Source organism: Mesorhizobium sp. WSM4821 (assembly GCF_055901555.1).
Map to the genome: position 1 here is coordinate 861,622 of NZ_CM148371.1, position 25,978 is coordinate 887,599.

General features: G+C 63.5%; 24 protein-coding genes. 19 read left to right on the forward strand and 5 right to left on the reverse strand.

The window, feature by feature from the left end; genetic code table 11:
* Nucleotides 1-46: 46 nt before the first annotated feature.
* The 4 genes from xdhC to uraH form a co-directional block, all read right to left on the reverse strand.
* Nucleotides 47-1,030 carry a xanthine dehydrogenase accessory protein XdhC gene (gene xdhC / locus AC0NID_RS03870; RefSeq protein WP_473451501.1) on the reverse strand — a complete coding sequence of 328 codons (984 nt, stop codon included), beginning with the start codon at nt 1,028-1,030 and terminating at the stop codon, nt 47-49.
* A 62-nt stretch (nt 1,031-1,092) separates the two neighbouring features.
* Nucleotides 1,093-3,453, reverse strand: coding sequence for a xanthine dehydrogenase molybdopterin binding subunit (gene xdhB, locus AC0NID_RS03875; RefSeq protein ID WP_473450977.1), 2,361 nt, complete (start codon nt 3,451-3,453; stop codon nt 1,093-1,095).
* Entirely contained in the window at nt 3,453-4,934 is a 1,482-nt protein-coding gene (xdhA, locus tag AC0NID_RS03880; RefSeq protein WP_473450979.1) for a xanthine dehydrogenase small subunit, read from the reverse strand. The genes xdhB and xdhA overlap by 1 nt, the downstream gene beginning before the upstream one ends.
* A 3-nt stretch (nt 4,935-4,937) precedes the next feature.
* A complete protein-coding gene (gene uraH / locus AC0NID_RS03885) occupies nt 4,938-5,312 on the reverse strand; it encodes a hydroxyisourate hydrolase (RefSeq protein ID WP_473450981.1) in 375 nt (124 codons plus the stop codon).
* Between the two features lie 194 nt (nt 5,313-5,506).
* Between uraH and puuE the strand changes: the two genes are divergently transcribed.
* The 16 genes from puuE (at nt 5,507) to AC0NID_RS03965 (ending at nt 20,804) form a co-directional block, all read left to right on the forward strand.
* Nucleotides 5,507-6,931: an allantoinase PuuE gene (gene puuE / locus AC0NID_RS03890; protein ID WP_473450983.1), complete on the forward strand. Its 1,425-nt coding sequence runs from the start codon at nt 5,507-5,509 to the stop codon at nt 6,929-6,931.
* 30 nt (nt 6,932-6,961) lie between these two features.
* The gene (locus AC0NID_RS03895) at nt 6,962-7,825 is read left to right on the forward strand and encodes a bifunctional allantoicase/(S)-ureidoglycine aminohydrolase (protein WP_473450985.1); all 864 of its coding nucleotides are present in this window, start codon (nt 6,962-6,964) and stop codon (nt 7,823-7,825) included.
* The gene (locus tag AC0NID_RS03900) at nt 7,822-8,325 is read left to right on the forward strand and encodes an ureidoglycolate lyase (RefSeq protein WP_473450987.1); all 504 of its coding nucleotides are present in this window, start codon (nt 7,822-7,824) and stop codon (nt 8,323-8,325) included. The genes AC0NID_RS03895 and AC0NID_RS03900 overlap by 4 nt, the downstream gene beginning before the upstream one ends.
* The gene (locus tag AC0NID_RS03905) at nt 8,325-8,918 is read left to right on the forward strand and encodes a nucleoside deaminase (RefSeq protein ID WP_473450989.1); all 594 of its coding nucleotides are present in this window, start codon (nt 8,325-8,327) and stop codon (nt 8,916-8,918) included. Before AC0NID_RS03900 ends, AC0NID_RS03905 begins: the two co-directional genes overlap by 1 nt.
* Before the next feature lie 154 nt (nt 8,919-9,072).
* Entirely contained in the window at nt 9,073-9,219 is a 147-nt protein-coding gene (locus tag AC0NID_RS03910; RefSeq protein ID WP_473451503.1) for a type II toxin-antitoxin system MqsR family toxin, read from the forward strand.
* Between the two features lie 4 nt (nt 9,220-9,223).
* Nucleotides 9,224-9,301: a hypothetical protein gene (locus AC0NID_RS03915; RefSeq protein ID WP_474033462.1), complete on the forward strand. Its 78-nt coding sequence runs from the start codon at nt 9,224-9,226 to the stop codon at nt 9,299-9,301.
* Nucleotides 9,295-9,711, forward strand: a complete 417-nt coding sequence (locus tag AC0NID_RS03920) for a type II toxin-antitoxin system MqsA family antitoxin (protein WP_473450991.1) — start codon at nt 9,295-9,297, stop codon at nt 9,709-9,711. The genes AC0NID_RS03915 and AC0NID_RS03920 overlap by 7 nt, the downstream gene beginning before the upstream one ends.
* Before the next feature lie 89 nt (nt 9,712-9,800).
* Nucleotides 9,801-11,786, forward strand: coding sequence for a CocE/NonD family hydrolase (locus AC0NID_RS03925; RefSeq protein ID WP_473451507.1), 1,986 nt, complete (start codon nt 9,801-9,803; stop codon nt 11,784-11,786).
* 155 nt (nt 11,787-11,941) lie between these two features.
* Entirely contained in the window at nt 11,942-13,531 is a 1,590-nt protein-coding gene (locus AC0NID_RS03930; protein ID WP_473450993.1) for an ABC transporter substrate-binding protein, read from the forward strand.
* Nucleotides 13,532-13,547: 16 nt separating this feature from the next.
* Nucleotides 13,548-14,507, forward strand: coding sequence for an ABC transporter permease (locus tag AC0NID_RS03935; RefSeq protein ID WP_473450995.1), 960 nt, complete (start codon nt 13,548-13,550; stop codon nt 14,505-14,507).
* A 9-nt stretch (nt 14,508-14,516) separates the two neighbouring features.
* Nucleotides 14,517-15,341: an ABC transporter permease gene (locus AC0NID_RS03940; protein ID WP_473450997.1), complete on the forward strand. Its 825-nt coding sequence runs from the start codon at nt 14,517-14,519 to the stop codon at nt 15,339-15,341.
* Nucleotides 15,341-16,993: an ABC transporter ATP-binding protein gene (locus AC0NID_RS03945; protein ID WP_473450999.1), complete on the forward strand. Its 1,653-nt coding sequence runs from the start codon at nt 15,341-15,343 to the stop codon at nt 16,991-16,993. The genes AC0NID_RS03940 and AC0NID_RS03945 overlap by 1 nt, the downstream gene beginning before the upstream one ends.
* Nucleotides 16,994-17,001: 8 nt before the next feature.
* Nucleotides 17,002-17,841 (forward strand): alkaline phosphatase family protein, encoded by an 840-nt coding sequence (locus AC0NID_RS03950; protein WP_473451001.1) that lies wholly within the window; start codon nt 17,002-17,004, stop codon nt 17,839-17,841.
* A gap of 164 nt (nt 17,842-18,005) precedes the next feature.
* The gene (locus AC0NID_RS03955; protein ID WP_473451003.1) at nt 18,006-18,572 is read left to right on the forward strand and encodes a sigma-70 family RNA polymerase sigma factor; all 567 of its coding nucleotides are present in this window, start codon (nt 18,006-18,008) and stop codon (nt 18,570-18,572) included.
* On the forward strand, nt 18,569-19,237 hold the full coding sequence (locus AC0NID_RS03960; RefSeq protein ID WP_473451005.1) for an anti-sigma factor: 669 nt from the start codon (nt 18,569-18,571) through the stop codon (nt 19,235-19,237). The genes AC0NID_RS03955 and AC0NID_RS03960 overlap by 4 nt, the downstream gene beginning before the upstream one ends.
* 139 nt (nt 19,238-19,376) lie before the next feature.
* The gene (locus AC0NID_RS03965; protein WP_473451007.1) at nt 19,377-20,804 is read left to right on the forward strand and encodes a S8 family serine peptidase; all 1,428 of its coding nucleotides are present in this window, start codon (nt 19,377-19,379) and stop codon (nt 20,802-20,804) included.
* Between the two features lie 19 nt (nt 20,805-20,823).
* Here AC0NID_RS03965 and AC0NID_RS03970 read toward each other — a convergent pair whose 3' ends face one another.
* On the reverse strand, nt 20,824-21,846 hold the full coding sequence (locus AC0NID_RS03970) for a substrate-binding domain-containing protein (RefSeq protein WP_473451009.1): 1,023 nt from the start codon (nt 21,844-21,846) through the stop codon (nt 20,824-20,826).
* 360 nt (nt 21,847-22,206) lie between these two features.
* Between AC0NID_RS03970 and AC0NID_RS03975 the strand changes: the two genes are divergently transcribed.
* The 3 genes from AC0NID_RS03975 to AC0NID_RS03985 all read left to right on the forward strand — a co-directional run bounded on the left by AC0NID_RS03975 (nt 22,207) and on the right by AC0NID_RS03985 (nt 25,975).
* Nucleotides 22,207-23,562 (forward strand): ABC transporter substrate-binding protein, encoded by a 1,356-nt coding sequence (locus AC0NID_RS03975; RefSeq protein WP_473451011.1) that lies wholly within the window; start codon nt 22,207-22,209, stop codon nt 23,560-23,562.
* Nucleotides 23,563-23,805: 243 nt separating this feature from the next.
* Entirely contained in the window at nt 23,806-24,819 is a 1,014-nt protein-coding gene (locus AC0NID_RS03980; protein WP_473451013.1) for a carbohydrate ABC transporter permease, read from the forward strand.
* Nucleotide 24,820: 1 nt separating this feature from the next.
* Nucleotides 24,821-25,975 carry a carbohydrate ABC transporter permease gene (locus tag AC0NID_RS03985; RefSeq protein ID WP_473451015.1) on the forward strand — a complete coding sequence of 385 codons (1,155 nt, stop codon included), beginning with the start codon at nt 24,821-24,823 and terminating at the stop codon, nt 25,973-25,975.
* Nucleotides 25,976-25,978 lie beyond the last annotated feature (3 nt).

Here is a 25,978-nt window from a genome sequence, read left to right on the forward strand (position 1 = left end):
AAACACAGGATCGATCCAGCCCACAATATCAAGGTTGTTCTGCGGGTCATCGCACCTGCCCAGTGGCGAAGTCCGGTCGTGTGACGCGCTGCTGGCTGGACTTCACCAGCGCCGTCATGATCTCGGCGGCGGCAAGCGCCGCGATCACTTGCGGACGCTTGTCCTTGACCGTGTCGCCGCCGATCGGCGAGACGAGGCGGGCAAATTCCGCCTCGCTGCCGCCCGCCGACTTCAGGAACCAGTTCCTGAACGTCGCCTTCTTGGTCTTCGAGCCGATCATGCCGACATAGGCGGCATCCTGGCGTTTCAGTGCCTCGGCGAGGATCAGGAAATCCAGCGCGTGATCGTGGGTAAGAATGACGAAGGCGGTTCCGGCAGGGGCCTGGCGCACCATCGCCTCGGGCATCGGCGTCAGGATGGTTTCGACCGTGCCGGGCATGCTCTCCAACGCCTCGGCCCGCGTCTCGAAGACGACGAGGTGCACCGGCAGCAAGGCCACCGCCGACGCCAGTGCCTGGCCGACATGGCCGCCGCCGAATACGTAGACATGCGGCAGCTGCGCTTCCTCGGCTGCCGCCTTGCGAATGAGCTCAGCCTCGACGGCCGCGTCGACCAGCCGTATCGATACCTCGACCCTGCCGCCGCAGCACTGGCCGATCTCAGGTCCGAGCGGAACGTCGAGCGTGGCGTAGGTATCCCTCCCCCTCGAGGGGAGGGTGGCGGCGAAGCCGTCGGGTGGGGTCGCCGCGGCAGCGCTCGACGCTCTGGCGGCGCCTTCTGAGACAACCCCCTCTGGCCGCTCCGCGGCCATCTCTCCCTCAAGGAGAGAGAAAAGCAGCTGCCGCGCCTTGTCGATCGCCATGTATTCGAGCTGGCCGCCGCCGATCGTGCCAAAAATCGCCGCGCCCGAGACGAGCATGAAGGCGCCCTTCTCGCGCGGGGTCGAACCTTTTGTCCCGGCCACCTCGACCAGGGCGACCTGGCCGGCACCGGCGAGAAAGGCTTTCAGGCTTTGCACTTTCGCGTTCATCATTCGCATTCCCTACCGGGAAATATAGAGTTTTTCGGCGCAATTGCACGCTTTCCGGGATTTCAGACCCCTGGTTTAGATGCCGTCTTGGCCTCTTCCTTCAGCCGTTCGATCGCCATCAGCACCCGCTCCGGCGTCGCAGGAGCGTCGAGGCGCGGGCAGATCCGGTGGTCGGCAACGCTCGCCACCGCATCCGACAGCGCATGCAGCACCGACATGCCAAGGGGAAACGGCGGCTCGCCGACCGCCTTGGAGCGATGCACCGTCGGCTCATGGGCTTCCGGCCAGTCGGCCAGTGTCACGTTGAATATCTTCGGCCGGTCGGACGCCAAGGGGATCTTGTAGGTCGACGGCGCATGGGTGCGCAGCCGGCCCTTGTCGTCCCACCACAATTCCTCGGTCGTCAGCCAGCCCATGCCCTGGATAAAGCCACCCTCGACCTGGCCGAGATCGATGGCGCGGTTCAGCGAGCGGCCGGTCTCGTGCAGGATGTCGGTGCGCTCGACCATGTATTCGCCGGTCAGCGTATCGACCGAGACCTCCGAGCATGAGGCGCCATAGGCGAAATAGTAGAAGGGACGGCCCTCGCCCTTGTCCCTGTTCCAGTGGATTTTCGGCGTCTTATAGAAGCCCGCCGCCGAAAGCTGAACGCGCGCCATATAGGCTTGCCTGACGAGGTCGGCGAAGGCGATCTCCTGGTTGCCGATACGCACCCGGTTCGGCAGGAACAGCACCTGATCGCGCGGCACCTGGTATTTTTCGACGGCGAAATTTGTCAGGCGCTCCTTGATCTGCCGGGCTGCGTTTTGCGCCGCCATGCCGTTGAGGTCGGAGCCGGAAGACGCGGCGGTCGCCGAGGTGTTCGGCACCTTGCCGGTTGTCGTGGCGGTGATCTTCACTTGGTCGAGATCGATCTGGAATTCTTCCGCCACGACCTGCGCCACCTTGACATAGAGGCCCTGCCCCATCTCGGTGCCGCCATGGTTCAGATGCACCGAACCGTCGGTATAGACATGCACCAGCGCGCCGGCCTGATTGTAGTGCGTGGCAGTGAAGGAGATGCCGAACTTGACCGGCGTCAGCGCCAATCCACGCTTGATGAAGCGGCTGTTGGCGTTGAAGGCCTCGATGACGCGGCGGCGTCTCGCATAGTCCGAGCTCGCCTCCAGCTCGGCGACGATGCGGTGGATGATGTTGTCCTCGACCGTCTGGTGATATGGCGTGATGTTGCGGTCCGAGGTGCCGTAAAAGTTCTTCTTGCGAATTTCGAGCGGATCCTTGCCGACGGCAAAGGCGACCTCGTCGATGACGCGTTCGGCGCCGACCATGCCTTGCGGCCCGCCGAAGCCACGGAAGGCGGTGTTTGACACCGTATTGGTGTAGAGCGGCGCCGATTGCGCGTGCACCGCCGGCCAGAAATAGGTGTTGTCGCAGTGGAACAGCGCGCGGTCGGTGACCGGGCCGGACAGGTCCGCCGAGAAGCCGCAGCGCGCCGCGAACATGAAATCGACGCCGAGAATATTGCCGTCGTCGTCGAAGCCGACCTCGTAGTCGACGAGAAAGTCGTGGCGCTTGCCGGTGGCGATCATGTCGTCGTCGCGGTCCGGCCGAATTTTGACGGCGCGATGGTGCTTCTTGGCAGCTATCGCCGCGAGCGCGGCAAACTGATTGCCCTGTGTTTCCTTGCCGCCAAAGCCGCCGCCCATACGGCGGATTTCGACCGTGACGGCATGGCTCGGCACGCCGAGCGCATGGCTGACCATGTGCTGGACTTCGCTCGGATGCTGGGTCGAGGAATAGATCGTGACGTCCTGATCCTCGCCAGGAATGGCCATGGTGATCTGGCCTTCGAGATAGAAATGGTCCTGGCCACCGACCCGCATCTGCCCTTTGAGCCGGCGCGGCGCCTTTTCGATCGCGGCGGCGGCATCGCCGCGCCTCAGGGTCAGCGGCGGCGTGACCAGCTTGTCCTTGCGGGGATCGAGCGCGCCGATGTCGGTGACGAAAGGCAATTCCCTGTATTCGACCTTGGCCAGCCTCGTGGCGCGGCGCGCCTGCTCGCGCGTTTCGGCGATGACGCAGAAGATCGGCTGGCCGAAGAACTGCACCTTGCCGTCGGCCAGCACCGGCTCGTCGTGGCGGCCGGTCGGCGAGATATCGTTTTCGCCCGGCACATCGCTGGCCGTCAGCACGTCGACGATACCGGGTGCAGCGCGCACCGCCGACAGATCCATGCTGGCGATGGTGGCGTGGGTGGCGGTGGAAAGTCCGAGGCAGCCATGCAGCGTGCCTGATGGTTCAGGCATATCGTCGATATAGACGGCCGTTCCGCTGACATGCTTGTGCGCGGAATCATGGCGCTGGTCGGTGGCAACGCCACCGGCTATTTTCTGCGCCTTGAGGTTGGGAGCGTGCGTGGTCATCACGCCGCCTCGTATCTTGAAACCTGGATCGGCGCCTTGGTGCCGCTGGTCTCGGCAAAGAAGCGCAGCAGCAGGTTACGCGCCGCCAGCGCCCGGTATTCAGCGCTAGCCCTCATGTCGGTCAGCGGGGTGAAATCCCTGGCGTATCCGGCCATTGCCGCCTCGACCGTCTCTTCCGCCCAAGGTTTGCCAAGCAACGCCTTTTCCACGCCGAAAGCCCGCTTCGGCGTTGCCGCCATGCCGCCATAAGCGATGCGAACATCCGCCACGGTATCGTCGCTGGCTAGCGTCAGGAAAAACGCTCCGAGGGCCGCAGTGATGTCCTCGTCGCGGCGCTTGGTGATCTTGTAGACGGCGAATTTGATGTCCCTGCCCGGCACCGGGACATGCACGGCCTCGACGAATTCGCCCGGCTGCCGGTCCTGCTTGCCATAGGCGATGAAGAACTCTTCGAGCGGGATCGTCCGCCGCCTGTTGCCTCGGCGCAGCGTCAACCGCGCACCGAGTGCGATCAGCGGCGGCGGCGTGTCGCCGATCGGCGAGCCGTTGGCGATATTGCCGCCGATCGTGCCCATATTGCGCACCTGGTCGCCGCCGATCCGATCGAACAGCGGGCCTAGCGCCGGGATGCGCTTGGCCAGCGTCGAGAACGCTTCGGTATAGGTGACGCCGGCGCCGATCGAGATGATGCCGTTGTCTTCGGAAATCGTACTTAGCCCGTCGAGATTGCCGATGAAAATCGCCGGAGCAATATCGCGCATATGTTTGGTCACCCACAGGCCTACATCGGTCGAACCGGCAACGATGGTGGCACCCGGCTCTTTGTCGAACACGCTGGCGAGATCATCGGCATCGGCCGGCACAACCAGCCGCTGCTTGCCCGAGCCGATCTCGATGCGCGCGCCGTCTTTCATGGCCGCGAGCTTCGTCGCAATCGTCTTACGCTCCGCGGCCAGCGGATCCTTTGCGACCTCGCCGTAGCTGGAAATGGCGCGTGCGGCACGGGCGATCGCCTCGTAGCCGGTGCAGCGGCAGAGATTGCCCTGCAGCGCTTTTTCGACGGCTGCATCTGAAGGTTCAGGTGACCGCATCCACAGGGCATAAAGCGACATGACGAAGCCCGGCGTGCAGAAGCCGCATTGCGAGCCGTGGAAGTCGACCATCGCCTGCTGCACCGGATGCAGTTTTCCTCCTTCGCCGCGCAGATGCTCGACGGTCACGACATGGGTGCCGTCGAGCGAGCCGAGGAAGCGGATGCAGGCGTTGACGCTTTCATAGACCAGCCGGCCGCCTGAGAGCCTTCCGACCAGCACGGTGCAGGCGCCGCAATCGCCCTCGGCGCAACCTTCCTTGGTGCCACGCAGCGAGCGGTCGAGCCTGAGCCAATCGAGCAATGTCGCGTCGGGCGTGACAGTCGTCAGCGCCACATCCTCACCGTTAAGGATGAAACAGATCTCATTGCGGGTGTTGACCTTGGCCATGTCTCAGCTCCCCCGGTAAGTTGAATAGCCGTAGGGCGAAACGAGCAGCGGCACATGATAGTGCACCGGCTCGGCCAGGCCGAAGCGGATCGGCACGCTGTCGAGGAAAGCCGGTTCCGGCAGCCTCAACCCCTGCCTGCGCAGATAGTCGCCGGCTGCGAAGACCAGCTCGTATTCGCCGGTGCGGAATTCCGCGCCGGCCAGCAGCGGCGCGTCACAGCGGCCGTCGGCATTGGTGATCGCCGTCTTCAGATGCGTCCGCATGTCGCCGTTGAGGCGGTAAAGCTCGATCGACAAGCCTGCCGCCGGCCTCCCGGTCGCGGTGTCGAGAACATGGGTCGTCAGACGTCCGCCTTCGGCTTTCGACGTTTCCGCCACTGGCTGCTCCCATTTCCGATACAATCGAACATGTCCGGTACAGTCGAACATGTTTGACGAATTGTGCGCCAATTAAAGGCGATGCATAAGTCCCGGTCGAGCGAAGTGCTGCAAAAACACTTTCAAAAATTTTCGGGGGAATGCGCAAGCGGCCCTTTCGACTATCCTGATCACACCATCCTGCAGGAGCGACGATGCGTTACGAACGAGACATGCGCGGCTACGGCGCCAATCCGCCGGATCCGAAATGGCCCGGCGGGGCGCATGTCGCGGTGCAATTCGTCGTCAATTACGAGGAGGGCGGCGAAAACTGCATCCTGCACGGTGACAAGGCCTCGGAAGCCTTCCTGTCCGAGATCGTCGGCGCCGCGGCCTGGGCCGGCCAGCGCCACTGGAACATGGAATCCATCTATGAGTATGGCGCCCGCGCCGGCTTCTGGCGATTGCTGCGCCTGTTCACCGAGGCTGAGGTGCCGGTCACCTGCTATGGCGTCGCATCAGCGCTTGCGCGTTCGCCCGACCAAGTTACGGCGATGCAGGAGGCCGGCTGGGAAATTGCCTCGCATGGCCTGAAATGGATCGACTATCGCGATCATGCGCCGGAGGACGAGCGCCGCGACATGGAAGAGGCGATCCGGCTGCACCACGAGGTGACTGGGGCACGGCCGACCGGCTGGTACACCGGCCGCACTTCGATCAATACCGTGCGGCTGGCGGCGGAAGAAGGCGGCTTCGATTATGTGTCGGACACCTATGACGACGAACTGCCATACTGGCTCGAGTATGACGGTGACCAGAAGCCGCAGCTCATCATTCCCTACACGCTCGACGCCAACGACATGCGCTTCGCCACGCCGCAAGGTTTCAACTCGGGCGACCAGTTCTTCGCCTATCTCAGGGATAGCTTCGACACGCTTTATGCCGAGGGCAAGGCAGGGCGACCGCGCATGCTGAATGTCGGCCTGCACTGCCGCCTCGTCGGCCGGCCGGGCCGGGCCGCCGCGCTCAAGCGCTTCGTCGACTACGTCAAATCACACGACAAGGTGTGGCTGGCGCGGCGCATCGACATCGCAAAGCATTGGCAAGAGGCCCATCCGTTCCGGCAGCCCTCGCTGCGCCCGTCGAAAATGGAATTCGAGGCCTTCGTCCGGGCTTTCGGCGAGGTGTTCGAGCATTCGCCGTGGATCGCCGAGCGCGCCTACGAGTTGGAGCTAGGCCCGGCGCATGACAGTGCCGGCGGCCTCCACAACGCACTGTGCCGTGTCTTTCGCGCCGCCAGCGAGGCCGAGCGGCTCTCGGTGCTCAACGCCCACCCCGACCTTGCCGGAAAGCTGGCGCAGGCCAAGCGGCTGACGGCGGAATCGGCCAGGGAACAGGCTTCCGCCGGGCTCGACGCGCTGACCGACAAGGAGCGCGAGCTGTTCTCCAAACTCAACGCCGCCTACGTCACCAGTTTCGGCTTTCCCTTCATCATCGCGGTGAAGGGCAGAACCAAGGCGGAGATCCTGGCGGAGTTCGAGGCACGCGTCGGCAACAGCCGCGACGTCGAATTCGAAACCGCCCGCAAACAGGTCGAGCGCATCGCGCTGCTTCGTCTCAAGGACATGCTTCCGCAATAGCTTTGGCTTCCGCAACAGGCTTTGAACTTTATGGATATGATCAAAATGGCCGACCGAACCTATTACGCGCCGCATGGCGGCCATCCCGGCCAGAGCGAGTTGCTGACCGGCCGCGCCGTCTTCACCGAGGCCTATGCCGTCATTCCCCGGGGCGTGATGCAGGACATCGTCACCAGCGCCTTGCCATTCTGGAATGAGACCCGCGTCTGGGTGCTGTCGCGCCCGCTGTCGGGGTTTGCCGAGACGTTTTCGCAATACATCGTCGAAATCGCGCCAGGCGGTGGCAGCGAGCGACCGGAACCGGATGCCGGCGCGGAGGGCGCTCTGTTCGTGGTCGAGGGCGAGTTGGCCGTCTTGATTGCCGGCGAGACGCATGTCCTGCTACCGGGTGGCTTTGCTTTCCTGCCGCCGGCCAGCGGATGGACTGTTCGCAATGAGAGCGGTGCTGCCGTTCGCTTCCACTGGATCCGCAAGGCCTACGACGCCGTCGAGGGCATCGACGTTCCGCAAGCCTTCTTTACCAACGAGGGAGAGATCGCGCCCACGCCCATGCCCGGCACCGACGGACGCTGGGCGACGACGCGCTTCGTCGACCCGGCCGACATGCGCCACGACATGCATGTCACCATCGTCACGCTCGAGCCGGGCGCGGTCATTCCCTTCGCCGAGACCCATGTCATGGAGCATGGCCTCTATGTGCTGGAAGGCAAGGCGGTCTACCGCCTCAATCAGGACTGGGTCGAGGTCGAGGCCGGCGACTATATGTGGCTGCGCGCCTTCTGTCCGCAGGCCTGCTATGCCGGCGGTCCAGGGAAATTCCGCTACCTGCTCTACAAGGACGTCAACCGCCATGCCAAGCTTGGCGGGGCCGGCGTCGCGAGGGGCGCGCCATGACCCGCATCGTCGCGCAACCGCTGACCCGCGAGAGCTTCGCCGAATTCGGCGACATCATCGATATGGGTGGCGACAATCACTACCCGATCAATGGCGGCAAGGCGGAGCGCTACCACGACCTCGCCACCGCCGAGGCACAGGGACCGAATGCACGCGTGCTGATCTCCATGGTTCGCGGCACGCCTTACCCCTTCCCGCTGAAGCTGACGATGGTCGAACGCCATCCCTTCGGCAGTCAGGCCTTCATCCCGCTGTCGCCACGGCCGTTCCTGGTCATCGTTTGCCATGATGGCAACGACGGTCCCGGCGAGCCGCACGCCTTCATCACCGCGCCCGGGCAAGGCGTGAACTATCCGCGCAATCTGTGGCACGGCGTGCTGACGCCGATAGGCGAGGCCCAGGATTTTCTCGTCGTCGACCGCGGCGGCGACGGCGCCAATCTCGAGGAGTGCCATTTCTCGCACGCTTACGAGATCTATCTCCCCGACGGGATGGCATGATGACCGATATTTCGCTGATCGACCGCCTGCTCGACGTGATCGAGCACGACATCGTGCCGAAAACGGCTGAAGGCGTGGCCCATGGCAACAAGCTGTTCGGCGCGGCGATCCTGCGTAAAGACGACCGCTCGCTGGTGCTCGCCGAAACCAACAACGAGACCGAAAACCCGCTCTGGCACGGCGAGGTGCATTGCCTGAAGCGCTTCTACGAAATGCCCAAGGCCGAGCGCGTCGACACCAGGGACGCGATCTTCCTCGCCACGCACGAGCCCTGCTCGCTATGCCTGTCGGCGATCACCTGGACCGGCTTCGACAATTTCTATTATCTGTTCAGCCATGAGGATTCGCGCGATAGCTTCGCCATCCCGCATGATTTGAAAATCCTGAAGGAGGTCTTCACCCTCGACCCCGGCGGCTACAATGCCGAGAATGCTTATTGGAAGAGCTTTTCGATCCGCAGGATGGTACGTGCCCTACCGGAGGCCGAGCGCCAGCGGCTGGAAGCGCGCATGGGGGAAATCTCAGCCCGCTACGACGAACTGTCCGGCGCCTACCAGGCAAGCAAGGCAGAGAACGACATTCCACTGAATTGAGTTTTCCGAAGTTCCCTTGATCAACATTCCTTGAATTGCCACCTTTATGGTGGCATATTAGGCTGGAGAAACGCAGACCCACTTACGATCTTGATGCGATCAAGGCGACATTTTATTTGGGTCTGTCGATACGCTGGCAATCACAACCTCCGCCCTGCGCGACGCCGTTGGCCTCGGCGTCGATCGCGCTGGGATGGTCGAGGTGGTCGGCAGTATGACGCGGAAGATGTTCGTAAAATCGATGACGACATTCGCCGATCATCGGGGTCTGGCAAGACGTCTATCATGTCCCGGCGCGTGACCTGATCCTCTACGTGAAATTCCAGGCAGATGTCGTGACCGAATTCACGATCATGTCGTTCAAGGAAAAATGGCTATGGTGACGAAAGAAACCATCAAAGCAAGCACAATCTCGCCCGAAAACGGAGAGATGCTGACGCGCGGAGTGCGTCCGTTCATCGTGAACTATAAGGGCGAGAGCGTGACCGTCGACCTGCCTGGCTACTATCCGCCATCTGGTGGCGAGGGCGTACATCTGGGAGAAGACATGATTGTCGTTGATGCAGCTCGGCGCCTCCTCAAGGAAAAGATCGACGGCGTCCCTGCCCCGGCCACTATCCGGCGTGTACGCTCAAAGCTCAAACTGTCGCAGCGCGAAGCCGGATCCCTGTTCAAGGTCGGTGAGAACGCCTTCGACAAATACGAACGAGGCTTGATCGAGCCAAGCGGCCCGACGATCCAGTTGATGACGCTGTTGGAAAAACATCCCGAACTGCTGGACGAACTGCGCTGACCATAAGGTGCACGACAGGTCGCATATTCTGCTGCTCCAGTCGCGAATAGCGATTGAAAGTCGCGTCAGCGCGGCGCGTTATGCCCGCCATGAAAACCGTCACCGAATTTCCCCGCAAGGTCGTCGAATTCCCTGATATGGGCATCGTCATGCCGGACGGCTGCCGGCTGTCGGCGCGGGTGTGGATGCCGGAGGACGCCGGCGACGATCCGGTGCCGGTCATCCTCGAACATTTGCCCTACCGCAAGCGCGACGGCACGATCTTTCGCGATCAGCTGACGCATCCGTATTTCGCCGGCCACGGCTATGCCTCGATCCGAGTCGACATGCGCGGCAACGGCGATTCCGAAGGGCTGATGGACGACGAATATTCCGAGCAGGAATTGCAGGACGCCTGCGACGTCATCGCCTGGGCGGCGGCGCAGCCCTGGTGCAACGGCAATGTCGGCATGATGGGCATCTCCTGGGGTGGCTTCAATTGCCTGCAGGTTGCGGCGATGCAGCCGCCGGCGCTGAAGGCGGTGATCAGCCTGTGCTCGACCGTCGACCGCTATGCCGACGACATCCACTACAAGGGCGGCTGCCTGCTGGTCGAGAATTTCGGCTGGGCCTCGACCATGCTTTCCTACTCATCGCGACCGCCGGATCCGCTGCTGGCCGGCGACAACCGCTGGCGCGATTTGTGGCTGAGCCGGCTGGAGAACCAGCCTTTCCTGGCGCCGCTGTGGCTCAAGCACCAGCATCGCGACGCCTACTGGAAGCGCGGCTCGATCTGCGAGGACTATTCCACCATCCAAGCCGCCGTGCTGTCGATCGGCGGCTGGCATGATGGCTATCGCAACACCATTTCCCACCTCGTCAGCAATATCGAGGCCCCGGTCAAGGGCATCGTCGGTCCGTGGATTCACAAATACCCGCATTACGCCGCACCCAAGCCCGCCATCGGTTTCCTGCAGGAAGCCCTGCGCTGGTGGGATCGCTGGCTGAAGGGCATCGACACCGGCGTCGAGGCTGACCCGGCCTACCGCGCATATGTGATGGACAGCGTCCGTCCCGCGCGCTGGTATCCGGAGCGGCCGGGCCGCTGGGTCGCGGAAAACGCCTGGCCGTCGCCCAACATCGAGACGCAAGTGATCGAGCTGATCCCTGAAGGCGGCAAGCCGGCGATCGTCGCTTCGCCGCAAAGCTGCGGCCTTGCCGGCGGCGAATATTTTCCCTTCACTTTCGGCCCGGAGCTGCCGGGCGATCAGCGCCCCGACGATACACTATCGGTGTGTTTCGACCAGCCGGTGCTAACCGAGGCGATCGACATCGTCGGCGCGCCGGAAGTGCTGGTCAGGGTTTCGTCGGACCGGCCTCAAGCGAACATCGCGGTCCGGCTCTGCGATGTGCACCCCGACGGCGCGTCGGAGCTGATCTCCTACGGCGTGCTCAACCTGACGCACCGCAACTCGCACGAATTCCCGCAGGCGCTTGTGCCGGGCGAAACCGTCACCACCCGGGTCGTGCTCGACCAATGCGCTTATCGCGTGCCGGCCGGACACCGCCTGCGCATTGCCGTTTCGAACGCCTACTGGCCGACGATCTGGCCATCGCCGGGACCGGTTCGGCTCGAGCTGTCGGCAGCGACGCTGAAGCTGCCGCTGCGCCCGCTGGCACAAGGCGACGAAGTCACGTTCCCCATGCCCGAGGCAGCCGCGCCTTGGGCAACCGAAACGATCCGCGCCGCCAACTCCGAGCGCCACGTCGATCGCGACGAAAAGACCGGGAAGATCACGCTTTCCATCATCGACGATTTTGGCGAGGTGCGCGATCTGGAGCATGGCCTCGCCAATGGCAGCATCGCCCGCGAGACATGGGCGATCCATCCTGACAGTCCGCTGTCAGCGTCGGGCAAGACGCACTGGACGCAAACGCTGTCGCGAAATGGATGGTCGGTGCGCACCGAAACGTCAGCCGAAATGCGGTCCGACGCGGAAAACTTCATGGTTAGCGCCAGAATCGAGGCGTATGAAGGCGAAAACCTAGTTTTCGAGCGCAATTTCGAGGAGATAATCCCGCGCGCGCTGCTTTGAGCGCTTATGGGAATTGGTCCAATTGCGACGTACGATTTACGCCACGGCATGTCGCATTCGGCCTTGCTTACGGCTTTCCCTTGCGGTCATTATTCTCCTCACAAGAAACGAGAAGAACGGCCACAAGGTCGAACCAACAGAGTGAGGAACTCAACATGTCAAACGAACTGGAATTTCTCAGCCGCCGCGTCGCTTCCGGCAAACTCAGCCGTCGTGATTTTCTCGGCCGGGCGGCAGCGCTCGGCGTCACCGCAACCTTCGCCAACTCGCTGCTTTCAAGTGCGGCGCGCGCCGCTGGTCCGGTCAAGGGCGGTATACTGAAGGCCGGCCTGGTCGGCGGCGAGTCCACCAACAGCCTCGATCCGGCCCTGTTCATGACCCAGGTACCGTTCGCCTTCGGCAAGATGTGGGGCGAACTGATCGTCGAGCTTTCCCCGGAGGGCAATCTCGAGAACCGCATCGCCGAGGAGATCGGCTCGTCTGACGACGCCAAGGTGTGGACGCTGAAGATCCGCGACGGCGTCGAATTCCACAACGGCAAGATGGTGACCGCCGAGGACGTGGCAGCCACGCTCGAACGCCATTCGGACGAGAAGTCGAAGTCCGGCGCGCTCGGCTACATGAAGGGCATAGAGAGCATCAAGGCCAGCGGCAAGGAAGTGGTGCTGACGCTGAAGGAACCCAATGCCGACCTGCCCTATCTGCTCAGCGACTACCATTTGATCGTCCAGCCCAATGGCGGCAAGGACGGGGCCGATGCCGGCATCTCGGCCGGGCCTTACAAGATCACCACCAACGAGCCCGGCGTCCGCCATGGCGGCGAGCGGTTTGCCAATTACTGGCAGGCCGACAAGATGGGCCACGCCGACCAGATCGAGATCATCGTCATCAACGACGCCACGGCGCGCACGTCGGCCCTGCAGGGCGGCCAGGTCAACATGATCAACCGCGTCGAGCCGAAGATCGTCGATCTGATCAAGCGCCTGCCCGGCGTCACCATCCGCAACCATGCCGGCCCCGGCCACTATGTCTTCATCATGCATTGCAACACGGCGCCGTTCGACAACAACGATCTGCGTACGGCGCTGAAGCTGGCGATCAACCGCGAGGAGATGCTCGACAAGATCCTCAGAGGTTACGGCTCGCTCGGCAACGACTTCCCGATCAACTCGGCCTATCCGCTGTTTTCCGATGACATCGAGCAGCGTACCTACGATCCCGACAAGGCCAAGTTCCACTACAAGAAGTCCGGCCATGACGGCGCCATCCTGCTCAGGACATCGGATGTCGCCTTCCCCGGCGCCGTCGATGCCGCGCAGCTCTTCCAGCAGAGCGCTGCCAAGGCCGGCATCACTCTGGAGGTCAAGCGCGAACCGGGCGACGGCTACTGGTCGGAAGTCTGGAACAAGCAGCCCTTCTCCGCTTCCTACTGGGGCGGCCGCTCGACGCAGGACCAGATGTATTCGACCGCCTATCTGTCGACGGCGGACTGGAACGACACGCGTTTCCTGCGTCCGGATTTCGACAAGATGGTGCTGGCGGCGCGCGCCGAGCTCGACAACGACAAGCGCAAGGCGATGTATCGCGACATGGCGATGCTCGTCCGCGACGAGGGCGGCCTGATCCTGCCGATGTTCAACCAGTTCATCGACGCGACGGGTGCCAAGGTCGCCGGCTGGGTCGACGATCCGCATCAGGAGCTGATGAACGGATACGCTCTGGCAAAGTGCTGGCTCGAAGCCTGAGCCCGGCCTTGCGGATATGTCCTCACCCATCTTGAAACTGGTGGCCCAGCGCATTGCGCTGGGCATCCTCCTGCTGTTGGCCGTATCGGTCCTGATTTTCGCCGGCACCCAGATCCTGCCAGGCGACGTCGCGCAAGCCATCCTCGGACAGTCGGCGACGCCGGAGTCGCTTGCCAATCTGCGCGAGCAGCTCGGCCTCAACGACCCGGCCTTTATCCGCTATTTCCGCTGGCTCGGCGGCGTCGTGACCGGCGATCTCGGCACCGCGATGTCGAGCGGACAGGATATTGCGACGTCGATCAAGGGGCGGTTGTGGAACACGCTGTTCCTCGCCTTCTGGGCGGCGGCCGTGGCCGTGCCGCTGGCGATCATCCTCGGCCTGATTGCAGTGCGCTACCGCAATGGCTGGGTCGACAAACTGATCTCCGGACTGGCGCTCGCCTCGACGTCGTTTCCCGAGTTCTTCATCGGCTACGTGCTCGTCTATTTCTTTGCCGTGAAGTACCAGATCTTCCCCGGCATCTCGACGGTCTATGACGGAATGCCTATCGGCGAGCGCATGCAGGCGATCATGCTGCCGGCGGCGGCACTGACACTTGTGGTGCTCGCCCACATGATGCGCATGACGCGCGCCGCGATCCTAAACGTCATGCAGTCGGCCTATGTCGAGACTGCGGAGCTCAAGGGGCTTTCGGCATTCGCCGTCATTCGCAGGCACGCCTTTCCCAATGCGATCGCGCCGATCATCAACGTCGTCATGCTCAACCTCGCCTACCTGATCGTCGGCGTCGTCGTGGTCGAGGTGATCTTCGTCTATCCGGGCATGGGGCAGTATCTCGTCGATCACGTCACCAAGCGCGATGTGCCGGTGGTGCAGGCGGTCGGCCTGATCTTCGCCGCCGTATACATCAGCCTGAACATCATTGCGGACATAGCGGCGATTATCGCCAATCCGCGCCTCAGACACCCGAAATAGGGAGCGGGCATGCTCGACATAAAACGCATCCCCATCCCCGCGCTGATCGGCCTGGTGCTGACGGCATTGTTCGTGCTGGCGGCGATCTTCGCACCGTGGATCGCGCCATTCGGCAATGGCGAGATCGTCGGCGATGTCTGGGGGCCGATGTCGGCGGCGCACTGGCTGGGCACCGACAATCTGGGCCGCGACCTTCTTTCGCGCATGATCTACGGTGCCCGTATCACCCTGTTCATCGCGGTGCTGGCCACCGCGCTATCCTTCTCGCTTGGTGCCATCCTCGGTTTCTCGGCTGCGGTTTTCGGCGGCTGGTTCGACACGCTTATGTCGCGTCTTGTCGATCTCCTGATGTCGATCCCGACGCTGATCATGGGCCTCGTCGTGCTCTCGGTGCTGCCGTCCAATCTGGTGACGCTGATCCTGGTGATGGGTATTCTCGATTCGACGCGCGTCTATCGCCTGTCGCGCGCGGTCGCCGTCGACATCAACGTCATGGATTTCGTCGAGGCGGCCAAGCTGCGCGGCGAGGGCAGCGTGTGGATCATCTTCCGCGAGATCCTGCCAAATGCGTTGTCGCCGCTGGTCTCGGAACTCGGCCTGCGCTTCATCTATGCGGTGCTGTTCCTGTCGACGCTGTCGTTCCTCGGCCTCGGCGTGCAGCCGCCTAGTGCAGACTGGGGCGGCATGGTCAAGGAAAACAAGGACGGCATCGTCTTCGGCATCGCGGCGGCGCTCATCCCTGCTGCGGCGATCGCCATGCTGGCGATTTCCGTCAACCTGGTCGCCGACTGGGTGCTCAACCGTACGACGAGCCTCAAGGGAGGGCGCGGGTAATGGCTGACCAGCGACCAAAGTCCGTGCTGCTCGATATCCGCAATCTGCGCATCGAGGCCACGGTGTTCCCGCCGGGCGAGCCGCCCAAGAACATCGTGCTGGTCCATGACGTTTCGCTGACGCTCGAGAAGGGCAAGGTGCTCGGCCTGATCGGCGAGTCCGGTGCCGGCAAGTCGACCATCGGCCTGTCGGCGATGGGCTATGGCCGCGGCGGCGTCCGCATCACCGGCGGCGAGGTCATCCTCAACGGCCGCGACATCCTCAAGAGCGGCAAGGAGGGTTTTCGCAAATTGCGCGGCCGCGAGGTCTGCTATGTCGCGCAATCGGCGGCAGCGGCTTTCAATCCGGCGCACAGACTGATGGACCAGGTGGTCGAGGCGACGCTGCTGCACGGTACGGCGACACGGGCTGAGGCCGAGAAACGTGCGGTCGCGCTGTTCAAGAAGCTCAGCCTGCCGAACCCCGAAAGCATCGGCGAGCGCTTTCCGCACCAGGTGTCGGGCGGCCAGCTGCAGCGCGTGATGACGGCGATGGCGCTGTGCTCGGAACCCGACCTGATCGTCTTCGACGAGCCGACCACGGCACTCGACGTGACGACGCAGATTGACGTGCTGGCGGCGATCAAGGACGCCATCCGCGACACCCATGTCGCGGCGCTCTACATCACCCACGACCTTGCCGTCGTCGCCCAGGTGTCGGACGAGATCATGGTGCTGCGTCATGGCCGGCTGGTTGAATGGGGCGGCACCCGCCAGATCATCAAGGAACCGCGCCAGGAATACACCAATGCGCTGGTGTCGGTGCATGAGATCGAGCACCAGGAGCAGAAGCCCGGCACCAGTCCGTTCCTGTCGGTCAAGAACATCACCGCCGCCTATGGCCGCAGCCATATCAAGGTGCTGAAGAACGTCTCGGTCGATATCTACCCGGGCCAGACGCTGGCGGTCGTCGGCGAGTCCGGTTCGGGCAAGTCGACGCTGGCGCGCGCCGTCACCGGCCTACTGCCGCCCGAAGAGGGCACCGTCACCTTCGATGGACGGCCGCTCGCCAACCGGCTTGCCGACCGGCCGAAAGAGGATCTGCGCCAGTTGCAGATGATCTACCAGATGGCCGACGTGGCGATGAACCCACGCCAGACCGTCGGTACCATCATAGGCCGGCCGCTCGAATTCTATTTCGGGCTGCGCGGCAGGCAACGCGACGCCCGCGTCGCCGAACTGCTCGACAAGATCGAGATGGGCAAGGGTTTCATCGACCGCTACCCGGCCGAACTTTCCGGCGGCCAGAAGCAGCGCGTCTGCATCGCCCGTTCGCTCGCCGCCAAGCCGAAGCTGATCATCTGCGACGAGGTCACCTCGGCGCTCGACCCGCTGGTGGCCCACGGCATCCTGAAGCTGCTGCTCGAGCTGCAGAAGGAGGAGAACGTCGCCTATCTGTTCATCACCCACGATCTCGCGACGGTGAAGTCGATCGCCGATTCGATCGCGGTGATGTATCGCGGCGAGGTGGTGCGCTATGGCGCGAAGAGCCAGGTGCTGACGCCGCCCTTCGACGCCTACACCGACCTTCTCTTGTCCTCGGTCCCCGAAATGGAGATCGGCTGGCTGGAAAAGGCGATCAAGGGACGGCGCATGGCCAGCGCGGGGAATTAGACACCGCGGTGGCGCTCGATACAAAACTATTGCTCATCATCCTCGACGGCGTGCCTTATCGCAACTGGCGCCGGCTGATGGGCAATCTCGAAGGCTGGGTGTTATCGGGCGAGGCGCGTGTCTGGAAGATGCGGTCCGTGCTGCCGTCGACCTCGGCCTGCTGCTATGCCTCGATCCACACCGGCGTGGCGCCGCAGGTGCACGGCATATTGTCCAACGAAAACCGGTTTCGCGTCGAGCATCCGGACATCTTCTCCGAAGTCAGCAAGGCCGGTGGCAAGACCGGCGCGGTCACCCATTCCTACTGGTCCGAATTCTTCCGCGCCTATCCGTTCGATCTGGTCGAGGACATGGAGTTCGACGAGCCGGGCGGGCCGATCACGCATGGCCGTTTCCACACCATGACCGGCTACAATGCCAGGAACCAGATGACGCCGAGCGACGTAGACCTGTTCGCGACGCTGACCATGCTGACCAAGCGCCACGGCATCGACTACGGCATCCTGCACACCTGCACGCTGGACTCGATGGGCCACCGCTTCGGTCATGACTGCCATGAGATGGACCATGCCGTCTATGCGATGGACGGCATGCTCGCCGCCTTCCTGCCGCGCTGGCGGGAGGCCGGCTACGAGGTGATCGTCACCGCCGATCATGGCCAGACCAATCGCGGCCATCATGGCGGCCATGACGACGAGATGCAGGATTTTGCGCTCTATTATTTTGGGCCTGGCAAAGGGCCGGAAGCCGAGACGCTGCTCGACCAGTTGCAGCTTGCGCCGACCGTGCTGAAACGCCTTGGTGTACCGGTGCCGGCAACGATGAAGGCCAAGCCGTTCCTCAGCTGAGGGAGCGCTTTCCCTTCTCCCACAACAAGGGGAGAAGGGAAGAAGCCCCTCTGGCAACGCTGCCGCTCTTCGGTTAGCTTTCAGAAAATTCCGGGCGGAAAGCGGTGAACCTTTTTGGGCCGATCGGCGACAGAGCAGACAAGAGCCAGGCGGCTCGACCGGCCATGACGGCAGCGACGGAGACCGATCGCGCGCTTGTCAGCCGGGTCGCGAAGGGCGACCGTGCCGCCGTGCGGCTCCTGTTCATGCGCCACCACGCGCGGGTCTACCGCTTCGTGGTCCGCCAGACGGGATCGGAAATGATGGCCGACGATATCGCGAACGAGGTGTTTCTCGAACTCTGGCGCCAGGCGCCCGGCTTCGAGGGGCGCTCGGAAGTCTCGACATGGCTGCTCGGGATCGCCCGCTTCAAGGCGCTGTCGTCGCTGCGCAAGAAAAAGGAAGACTGGATCGACGACGATGACGCGGCGCAGGTCCCGGACAGCGCCGACACGCCGGAAGTCGTCACCATGAAGGAAGACAAGGGCGCCGCCTTGCGGCGCTTCGTCGATGCCTTGCCGCAAGAACACCGAACGGTGATCGACCTTGCCTATTACCACGGACAGTCGGTGACCGAGATCGGCGAGGTGCTCGGCATTCCGGTCGCGACGGTCAAGACCAGGATGTTCTACGCCCGCAAGAAACTCGGCGAGGCCCTCAAGGCCGCCGGTTACGACAGGGGGTGGCCATGAGCGCCGCTGAAAAGATGTCGCGCCGCGACGAAATGGAGACGCTGCTGCCGTTCTATCTGAACGGCTCGCTGGAAGGTGCGGAACTCGAAGCCATCGAGGAATGGCTGGCCTCCGACCCGGCAGCGCTTGCCGCGCTCGGCGAGGCCGAAGCCGAGTTCTCCGGCACCGCTGCCGCCAATGAGGCGATCCGCCCGCCGGCCGATGCGCTCGGCCGCTTCGCCCGGGCGCTAGACGCCGAGGCCGGCCCTGCGCGCGCACCGGCGGCATCGTCCTGGCTGGCGCAGGCGTGGGGTCGCTTCATGGCGGTGCCCGCCGGCGTCGCTTGGGCCGCGGCCGCCGCTCTGCTGGCGCTGGTCGTGGTGCAGTCGTTTGAGCAGCCCGGCGGCATGGGCAGCGATTTCGAGGTTGCCGGCCAGCAGGGCGATCTGGCGAGAATGCCGTTCGCGCTTGTGAAGTTCAAGCCGGATGCGAAGATGGCCGACATTGCCGTCTTTCTCGGCGAAAACCAGTTGAAGATCGCCGGCGGGCCGACCGCTGAAGGCGTCTTCCGCCTTGGCATCCCTGCCACGACCGCCGCCGATTATGAAAAGGTGCTCGGCCTTATTGCCGCCCAGCCATTCGCGGAAGCTGTGGTTGAGGGAAGGAAACCGGTCGATGGCGGCTAAAGCATTTTGCAGCCAAAAATCTTCGTTTGGCGTCCGACAAAATGCGTTAAAACAGAGGCTTGGAGCGCGGTTTTGGTTCCACCATTACGCAAAGCGCTCCAGGGCGATCGTTGGATTTGCGGCGCTCCTTGTGGCGGCGATGACTTTCGGGGCCGCGCCTGCCTTGGCGCAGAGCAATGATTCGAACCGCACCGATTCGGAAATCGACTGCCTCAATCGGGCGACGGCGGCGGCCGACTGTGCCGAAGACGACCCGAAGGATGGCAGCGGCGAAGGGACTGGCGCGGATTCCGCCGCGACAGGGGTCTTTCTTCCCTCGCTGATCGTCGACCTGTTCCCCAATCCGGTCGGCGGCGGCCCGGCTCCGTTGCCGACGCCCGATCCGCGCCGCGATCCGGCCAGCGATGCGCTGCCGCCGCCGGCTTCGCCTGCCGATGCGGCAGCGATACAGGCCGCAGCCCCAGGCGGTCCGATCGTTTCGCCCTCCGATCTCGTCGCGACCGAGCCGCCGCGCGCCGTCGTCGGTGATTTCGTGCCCGACGAGGTGCTGGTGACGGTGGACGGCGACGCCGTCCAGCAGATCGCCGCCTCCTTCGGCCTCGAGGTGCGCTCGCAGCGCCTGTCCCAGTTGCTCGGCACCACGCTGGTGCGCTACGGCATTCCCGATGGCCGCCCGGTCGGCGTCGTGCTGGCGCAGCTTGCCGCCGACGGCCGCACCACGCGGCGCGAGCCCAACCATATCTTCTCGCTGCAGCAGGCGGCCGCTATCGTCAACTATGCCTTCGAACGCATCGCCCTCGATTCGAAAGAGGCCAGCGGCGAGAATGTACGCGTCGCCGTCATCGACACCGCCATCGACGACACCAATCCGGCGCTCTCCGGCGTCATCGCCGATCAGCTCGACGCCATGCCCGACGTGACGATCGAGGCGCGTGACCACGGCACCTCGATCGACGGCCTGATCGCCGGCGTCGGCGCGCTCAAAGGCATGGCGCCGGGCGCCAGGATCTATCACGCCCGCGCCTTCGAGGGCGGCAAGTCGAGCATGGACGTCATCCTTGCGGCGCTCGACTGGGCGGCAAGCCAAGATGTCCGCATCATCAATATGAGCTTCGTCGGCCCGAAGAACGACCTGCTCGGCGTCGCCTGCCGCAATGCTCGCGCCTTGGGCATCGTGCTGGTCGCCGCCGCCGGGAATAACGGGCCGAAGGCGCCCTATGGCTACCCGGCCGCCTTCGACGACGTCATCGCGGTGACAGCCACCGATGCCAAGGACGGGCTGATGCAGCAGGCCAATCGCGGTGCCTACGTCTTCCTCTCCGCCCCCGGCGTCGAGATGGTGGCGCCGAGCGGCGCCGGCTCGGATGTGGTCACCGGCACCTCGTTTGCGGCGGCGATCGTGACAGGCGCCATCGCCAATCTGTTGCATGCGGCGCCTGACCGCTCTGCCGACTGGGTCGAGAAGGCGCTGGCCGCCACGGCCAGGGATCTTGGCCCCGAGGGGCGAGACAATGATTTCGGCTACGGGCTGTTGGACGCCAGGGCGGCCGAGGCGGCGAAGGAATAGCGGGCGGACGTTTTTTCGGTCAGGTCCGAGCTCCCGCCACCGATCCCCTGATCACCAGGTCGACCGGCCAGACTTCGCCGCGAGCCCCCTCCTCCAGCCCGGAAATCCGTGCCGCCAGACGCTCGGCGATGCGCGCGCCGGCCAGGCGGATCGACGAACGCGTCGTCGACAAGGGCACGGAAAAATTCTCCGGCTTCAGCCAGGGGAAGACGTCGTCATGGGCGATCAGCGACAGGTCGCCCGGTATGGTCAGGCCGAGATCGCGCACCGCACGCACGACGCCGAGCGCCATGATCAGGCTGGAGCAGGCGATCGCGGTCGGCGCATCGCTGCGCTCGAGCAACCGTCTGGCGGCGCGGTAGCCGTTCTCCTCGGTCATGGCCAGGGAACAGACATGGCCTTCGCCAAGCACCAGACTGCTCGCCGCCAGCGCCCGGCGCACGCCACGCTCGCGGTGGATGGCGAAGGTCTCGCGGTTGTCGCCGTTGATCAGCGCCAGCCGCCGGTGACCGAGCTGGATGAGCAGCCGGGCCGCTTCGTGGAAGGCGCCCTCATTGTCGATGTCGGTGAAGGGGTAATCGAAATCCAACCCTTCGCTGCGGCCATGTACGATGAAGGGGATGCCGAGCGTGCTGACAAGTGCCACCCGCCGGTCGGCCGGCCGCGGCGAGGAGATGTAGACGGCATCGACCTGCCTGTTGGCGACGATACGCCGGTAGGTCGTCTCCTGGTCGTCGGCATCGGCCGGCGACAGCACCAGGTCGAGCTCGTGCGAACGGGCGTAGTCGCCGAGGCCGGACAGGAATTCGACAAAATGCGGGTCGATGTCGACAGTCGTCCCGGTCGGCAGGACATAGCCGATCATCCCGGTCTTGCCGGTCGCCAGCCGGCGCGCGCTTGGGTTGGGGCGGTAGCCGTGGCGCTTGGCGGCGTCGATCACCCGCCGGCGCGTTTCCTCGTTGACTTCGGGGTAGCCATTCAGCGCGCGGCTTACCGTTGTCTGCGAAAGCGCCAGCATGTGGGAGAGCTGTTTGAGGTTCACAGGAGGCCTCCAAGCCTCAAAGCGCTTTTAACCATGGATTGCCGATCGGCCGGGAAAGCGCTGCCTAGTGTGCAGACCATAAGCACCGTTTCTGACCGTTTGAAGCAAAATTTACTGCTGCACCGCCAAAAAAGCATGCTGCAGCGCACTTATTTGCTCCTGTATGGCGGGAATTAAATCGATTAGCCTCTTCACCCCCTTGACTCCCGATCGATTCAGTGGCGTGATTGGAGAAGCCAAAGCGCTTTGGAAGACTCTTCGAAAGGTTGCGGTTCCTTTCCGACTGAGTCACAGTCCTGCAGCGTCGGCGGACGGAATGGAGGTTTCGTCCGGTGTTTGTGACCACTGGGAGGAATACCGATGAAGAAAATGCTTCTGCTGGGTGCCGCGTTTGTCACGCTCGCCTTGGGCGCGCCGGCGCAAGCCGAACTGAAGTTCAAGCCGGGTGAGGACCCCCGCTTCAACTGGGCGAACTACGAAGAGCTCAAGAAAGTCGACCTCAAGGGCGAAACGCTGTCGATCTTCGGGCCATGGCGCGGCGAGGACGAGGGCCTCATCCGCACCGTTCTCGACTATTTCGCGGAAGCCACCGGCGCCGAGATCAAATACTCCTCTTCGGAAAATTACGAACAGCAGATCGTCATCGACACGCAGGCCGGCAGCCCGCCCAACATCGCCGTGCTGCCGCAGCCGGGCCTGATCCAGGACCTTGCGTCAAAAGGCCTGCTGACGCCGCTCGGCGACGACACCGCCAACTGGGTCAAGGACAATTACGGCGCCGGCCAGTCGTGGGTCGATCTCGGCACCTTCAAAGACAAGGACGGCAAGCCGGGCTTCTTCGCCTTCCCCTACAAGGCCGACGTGAAATCGCTGGTCTGGTACTCGCCCGACAATTTCGAGGAAGCCGACTACGAGGTGCCGAAGACGCAGGAAGAGCTTGCCGAGCTCGAACAGAAGATCATCGCCGACGGCGGCACGCCATGGTGCATCGGGCTCGGTTCGGGCGGCGCCACCGGCTGGCCGGCGACCGACTGGGTCGAGGACATCATGCTGCGCACCCAGACGCCCGAGACCTACGACAAGTGGGTGAAGGACGAGATTCCGTTCAACGATCCTGCGGTGGTCAACGCCATCGACATTTTCGGCAAGATCGCGACTGACGACAAGATGGTCGAGGGCGGCGCCAAGGCGGTTGCGGCGACCGATTTCCGCGATAGCCCGAAAGGCCTCTTCTCGGTGCCGCCGAAATGCTATCTGCATCATCAGGCGTCGTTCATCCCGACCTTCTTCCCGGAAGGCACCGAGATCGGCCAGGACGCCGACTTCTTCTACTACCCGCCCTACGCCTCCAAGGCCGACCTCGGCACCCCGGTGCTCGGCGCCGGCACGCTTGCCATGATCACCAAGGATAGCAAGAGTGCCCGCGCGTTCATCGAATTCCTGAAGATGCCGCTCGCCCATGAGATCTGGATGGCCCAGGGCGGGTTCGTGACGCCGCTGAAGTCGGTCAACAACGACGCTTATGCCAGCGAGGCGCTGAAGAAGCAGGGCGCAATCCTTGCCGAGGCCTCAACCTTCCGCTTCGACGGATCCGACCTGATGCCGGGCAAGATCGGCGCCGGCGCCTTCTGGACCGGCATGATCGATCTCGTCGGCGGCAAGTCAGCCCAGGATGTCGCCACCGACATCCAGAAGAGCTGGGACGCGATCAAGTAAAGTAGGCGGCCACGGCTGAATATTCGGATTACCGATCCCAGATGGATCCGGGCCGCGATGGCCCGGATCCGACCGGCGGCCCGCGCCGCAGCGATTTTTATGAGAATATTCCGGCATGACGCGCGACCGGCAAGAGTGGAGCCCTGCCTTGCATCCGGTCGCGCTCCAAACAACTGAATCGGCACATGATCCCGTCGCCAAAGCCATTCTCGACTGGCGGATCATGGGCAGAGGGAGGGACCCGTGGCGGCTCAGATTTTCTCGGCCATATTCGTCATCATCGCCGGCGTCGGCGGCTGCGTCGCCTATTTCTGGGGCGCCAACAGGCTGGTGGACATCATCTTCCCATCGCGAGGCGTCGCCGGCGCCGCGGCCATCGACAATCTGCGCCGGCAGGGGCTGATCCGGCCGTGGCTGTTTGTCGGCCCGGCCATGATCATCCTCACCATTTACCTGATATACCCTGTCGTGGAGACGCTCAGGCTGTCGTTCCTCGATCGCGGCGGCGCCAATTTCGTCGGCTTCGCCAACTATGAATGGGCGTTCGGCGACCGCGAGTTCCGCAGTTCCATCCTCAACAACATCATCTGGCTGGCGGTCGTACCCGCCGCCTGCACCTTCCTCGGTCTGATCATCGCCGTCCTCACCGACAAGATCTGGTGGGGCACCATCGCCAAGAGCCTCATCTTCCTGCCGCTGGCGATCTCGTTCGTCGGCGCCAGCGTCATCTGGAAATTCATCTACGAGTATCGCGGGGCCGGCCAGACGCAGATCGGCCTGCTCAACGCCATCATCCAGTATTTCGGCGGCCAGCCGCAGGTCTGGATATCGTTGCCGTTCTGGAACAATTTCTTCCTGATGATCATCCTGATCTGGATCCAGACCGGCTTTGCCATGGTCATCCTGTCCTCCGCCTTGCGGGGTATTCCCGAAGAGACATTGGAAGCGGCCGTCATCGACGGCGCCAATCCGTTCCAGATCTTCTGGAAGATCATGGTGCCGCAGATATGGGGCACCATCGCCGTTGTCTGGACCACCATCACCATCCTGGTGCTGAAGGTTTTCGACATCGTGCTGACCATGACCAACGGGCAATGGAACAGCCAGGTCCTGGCCAATCTGATGTTCGACTGGATGTTCCGCGGCGGCGGCGATTTCGGCCGCGGCGCCACCATCGCCATCATCATCATGATCGCCGTCATTCCGATCATGGTCTGGAACATCCGCCAGGCCAACAAAGAGACGGGAGGACATTGAGATGGCCGTGTCGACCGGAAAGTCCTTTGCCAGCCGCTTCGGCGTCCATATCGCGGTGTTCATCTTCGTCGCGATCTGGACCGTGCCGACGCTCGGCATTCTCGTCTCGTCGCTGCGCGACAAAGACCAGATCATCGCCTCGGGCTGGTGGAACTCGTTCGCCAGTTCCACCCAGACGGAAGCCGGCCGGCTGCCACCCGCCTCGGCGCAAGTCGAGAAGGACGGCAAGTTCGTCCTCGAGGGCAACATCTTCGGCGACGATCCGGCCCGCGACATCAGCGCCTTCGGCGTCAAGTCGGCGGCGCCGACGCAATATCCCGCCGGCACGACAGCCGATCTCGGCGACGGCGAGACCTTGCGGCTCAACGCCGATGGCGGTTTCGTCATGACCTCGACGAAGCCCTTCGAGGGCGAGCGCGGCCAACGCGTCTACTACGCCTCGTCGGCGCCGCCGAAATTCACCACCGACAATTACGATACGGTGCTGTTTTCGGAAGGCATCGGCCGCTCCTTCATGAATTCGCTGACCGTCACCATTCCGGCGACCGTCATCCCGATCCTGATCGCGGCGTTCGCGGCCTATGCACTGGCCTGGATGCGCTTTCCCGGTCGGGCGCTGCTCATCGCGGTCATCATCGGCCTCCTGGTCGTGCCGCTGCAGATGTCGCTGATCCCGCTGCTGAAGCTCTACAACGGCGTCGGCTCTTTCTTCGGCGTGCCGTCGAAAACCTATCTCGGCATCTGGCTGGCGCATACCGGCTTCGGCCTGCCCTTCGCCATCTATCTCCTCAGAAGCTACATTGCCGGCCTGCCGCGCGAAATCATGGAATCGGCGCGCATCGACGGCGCCAGCGATTTCGAGATTTTCGTCAAGATCGTGCTGCCGCTGTCGTTCCCGGTGCTGGCCTCCTTCGCCATCTTCCAGTTCCTCTGGGTGTGGAACGACCTTTTGGTCGCGATGGTTTTCCTCGGCACCGAAGGGGACCAGATCGTGCTGACCGCCAAGCTCAACGCGTTGCTCGGCTCGCGCGGCGGCGACTGGGAGATCCTAACGACGTCGGCCTTCATCACCATTGTCGTGCCGCTGATCGTGTTCTTCTCGCTGCAGCGCTATTTCGTACGCGGGCTGCTCGCCGGCTCGGTGAAGGGAGGTTGAGAT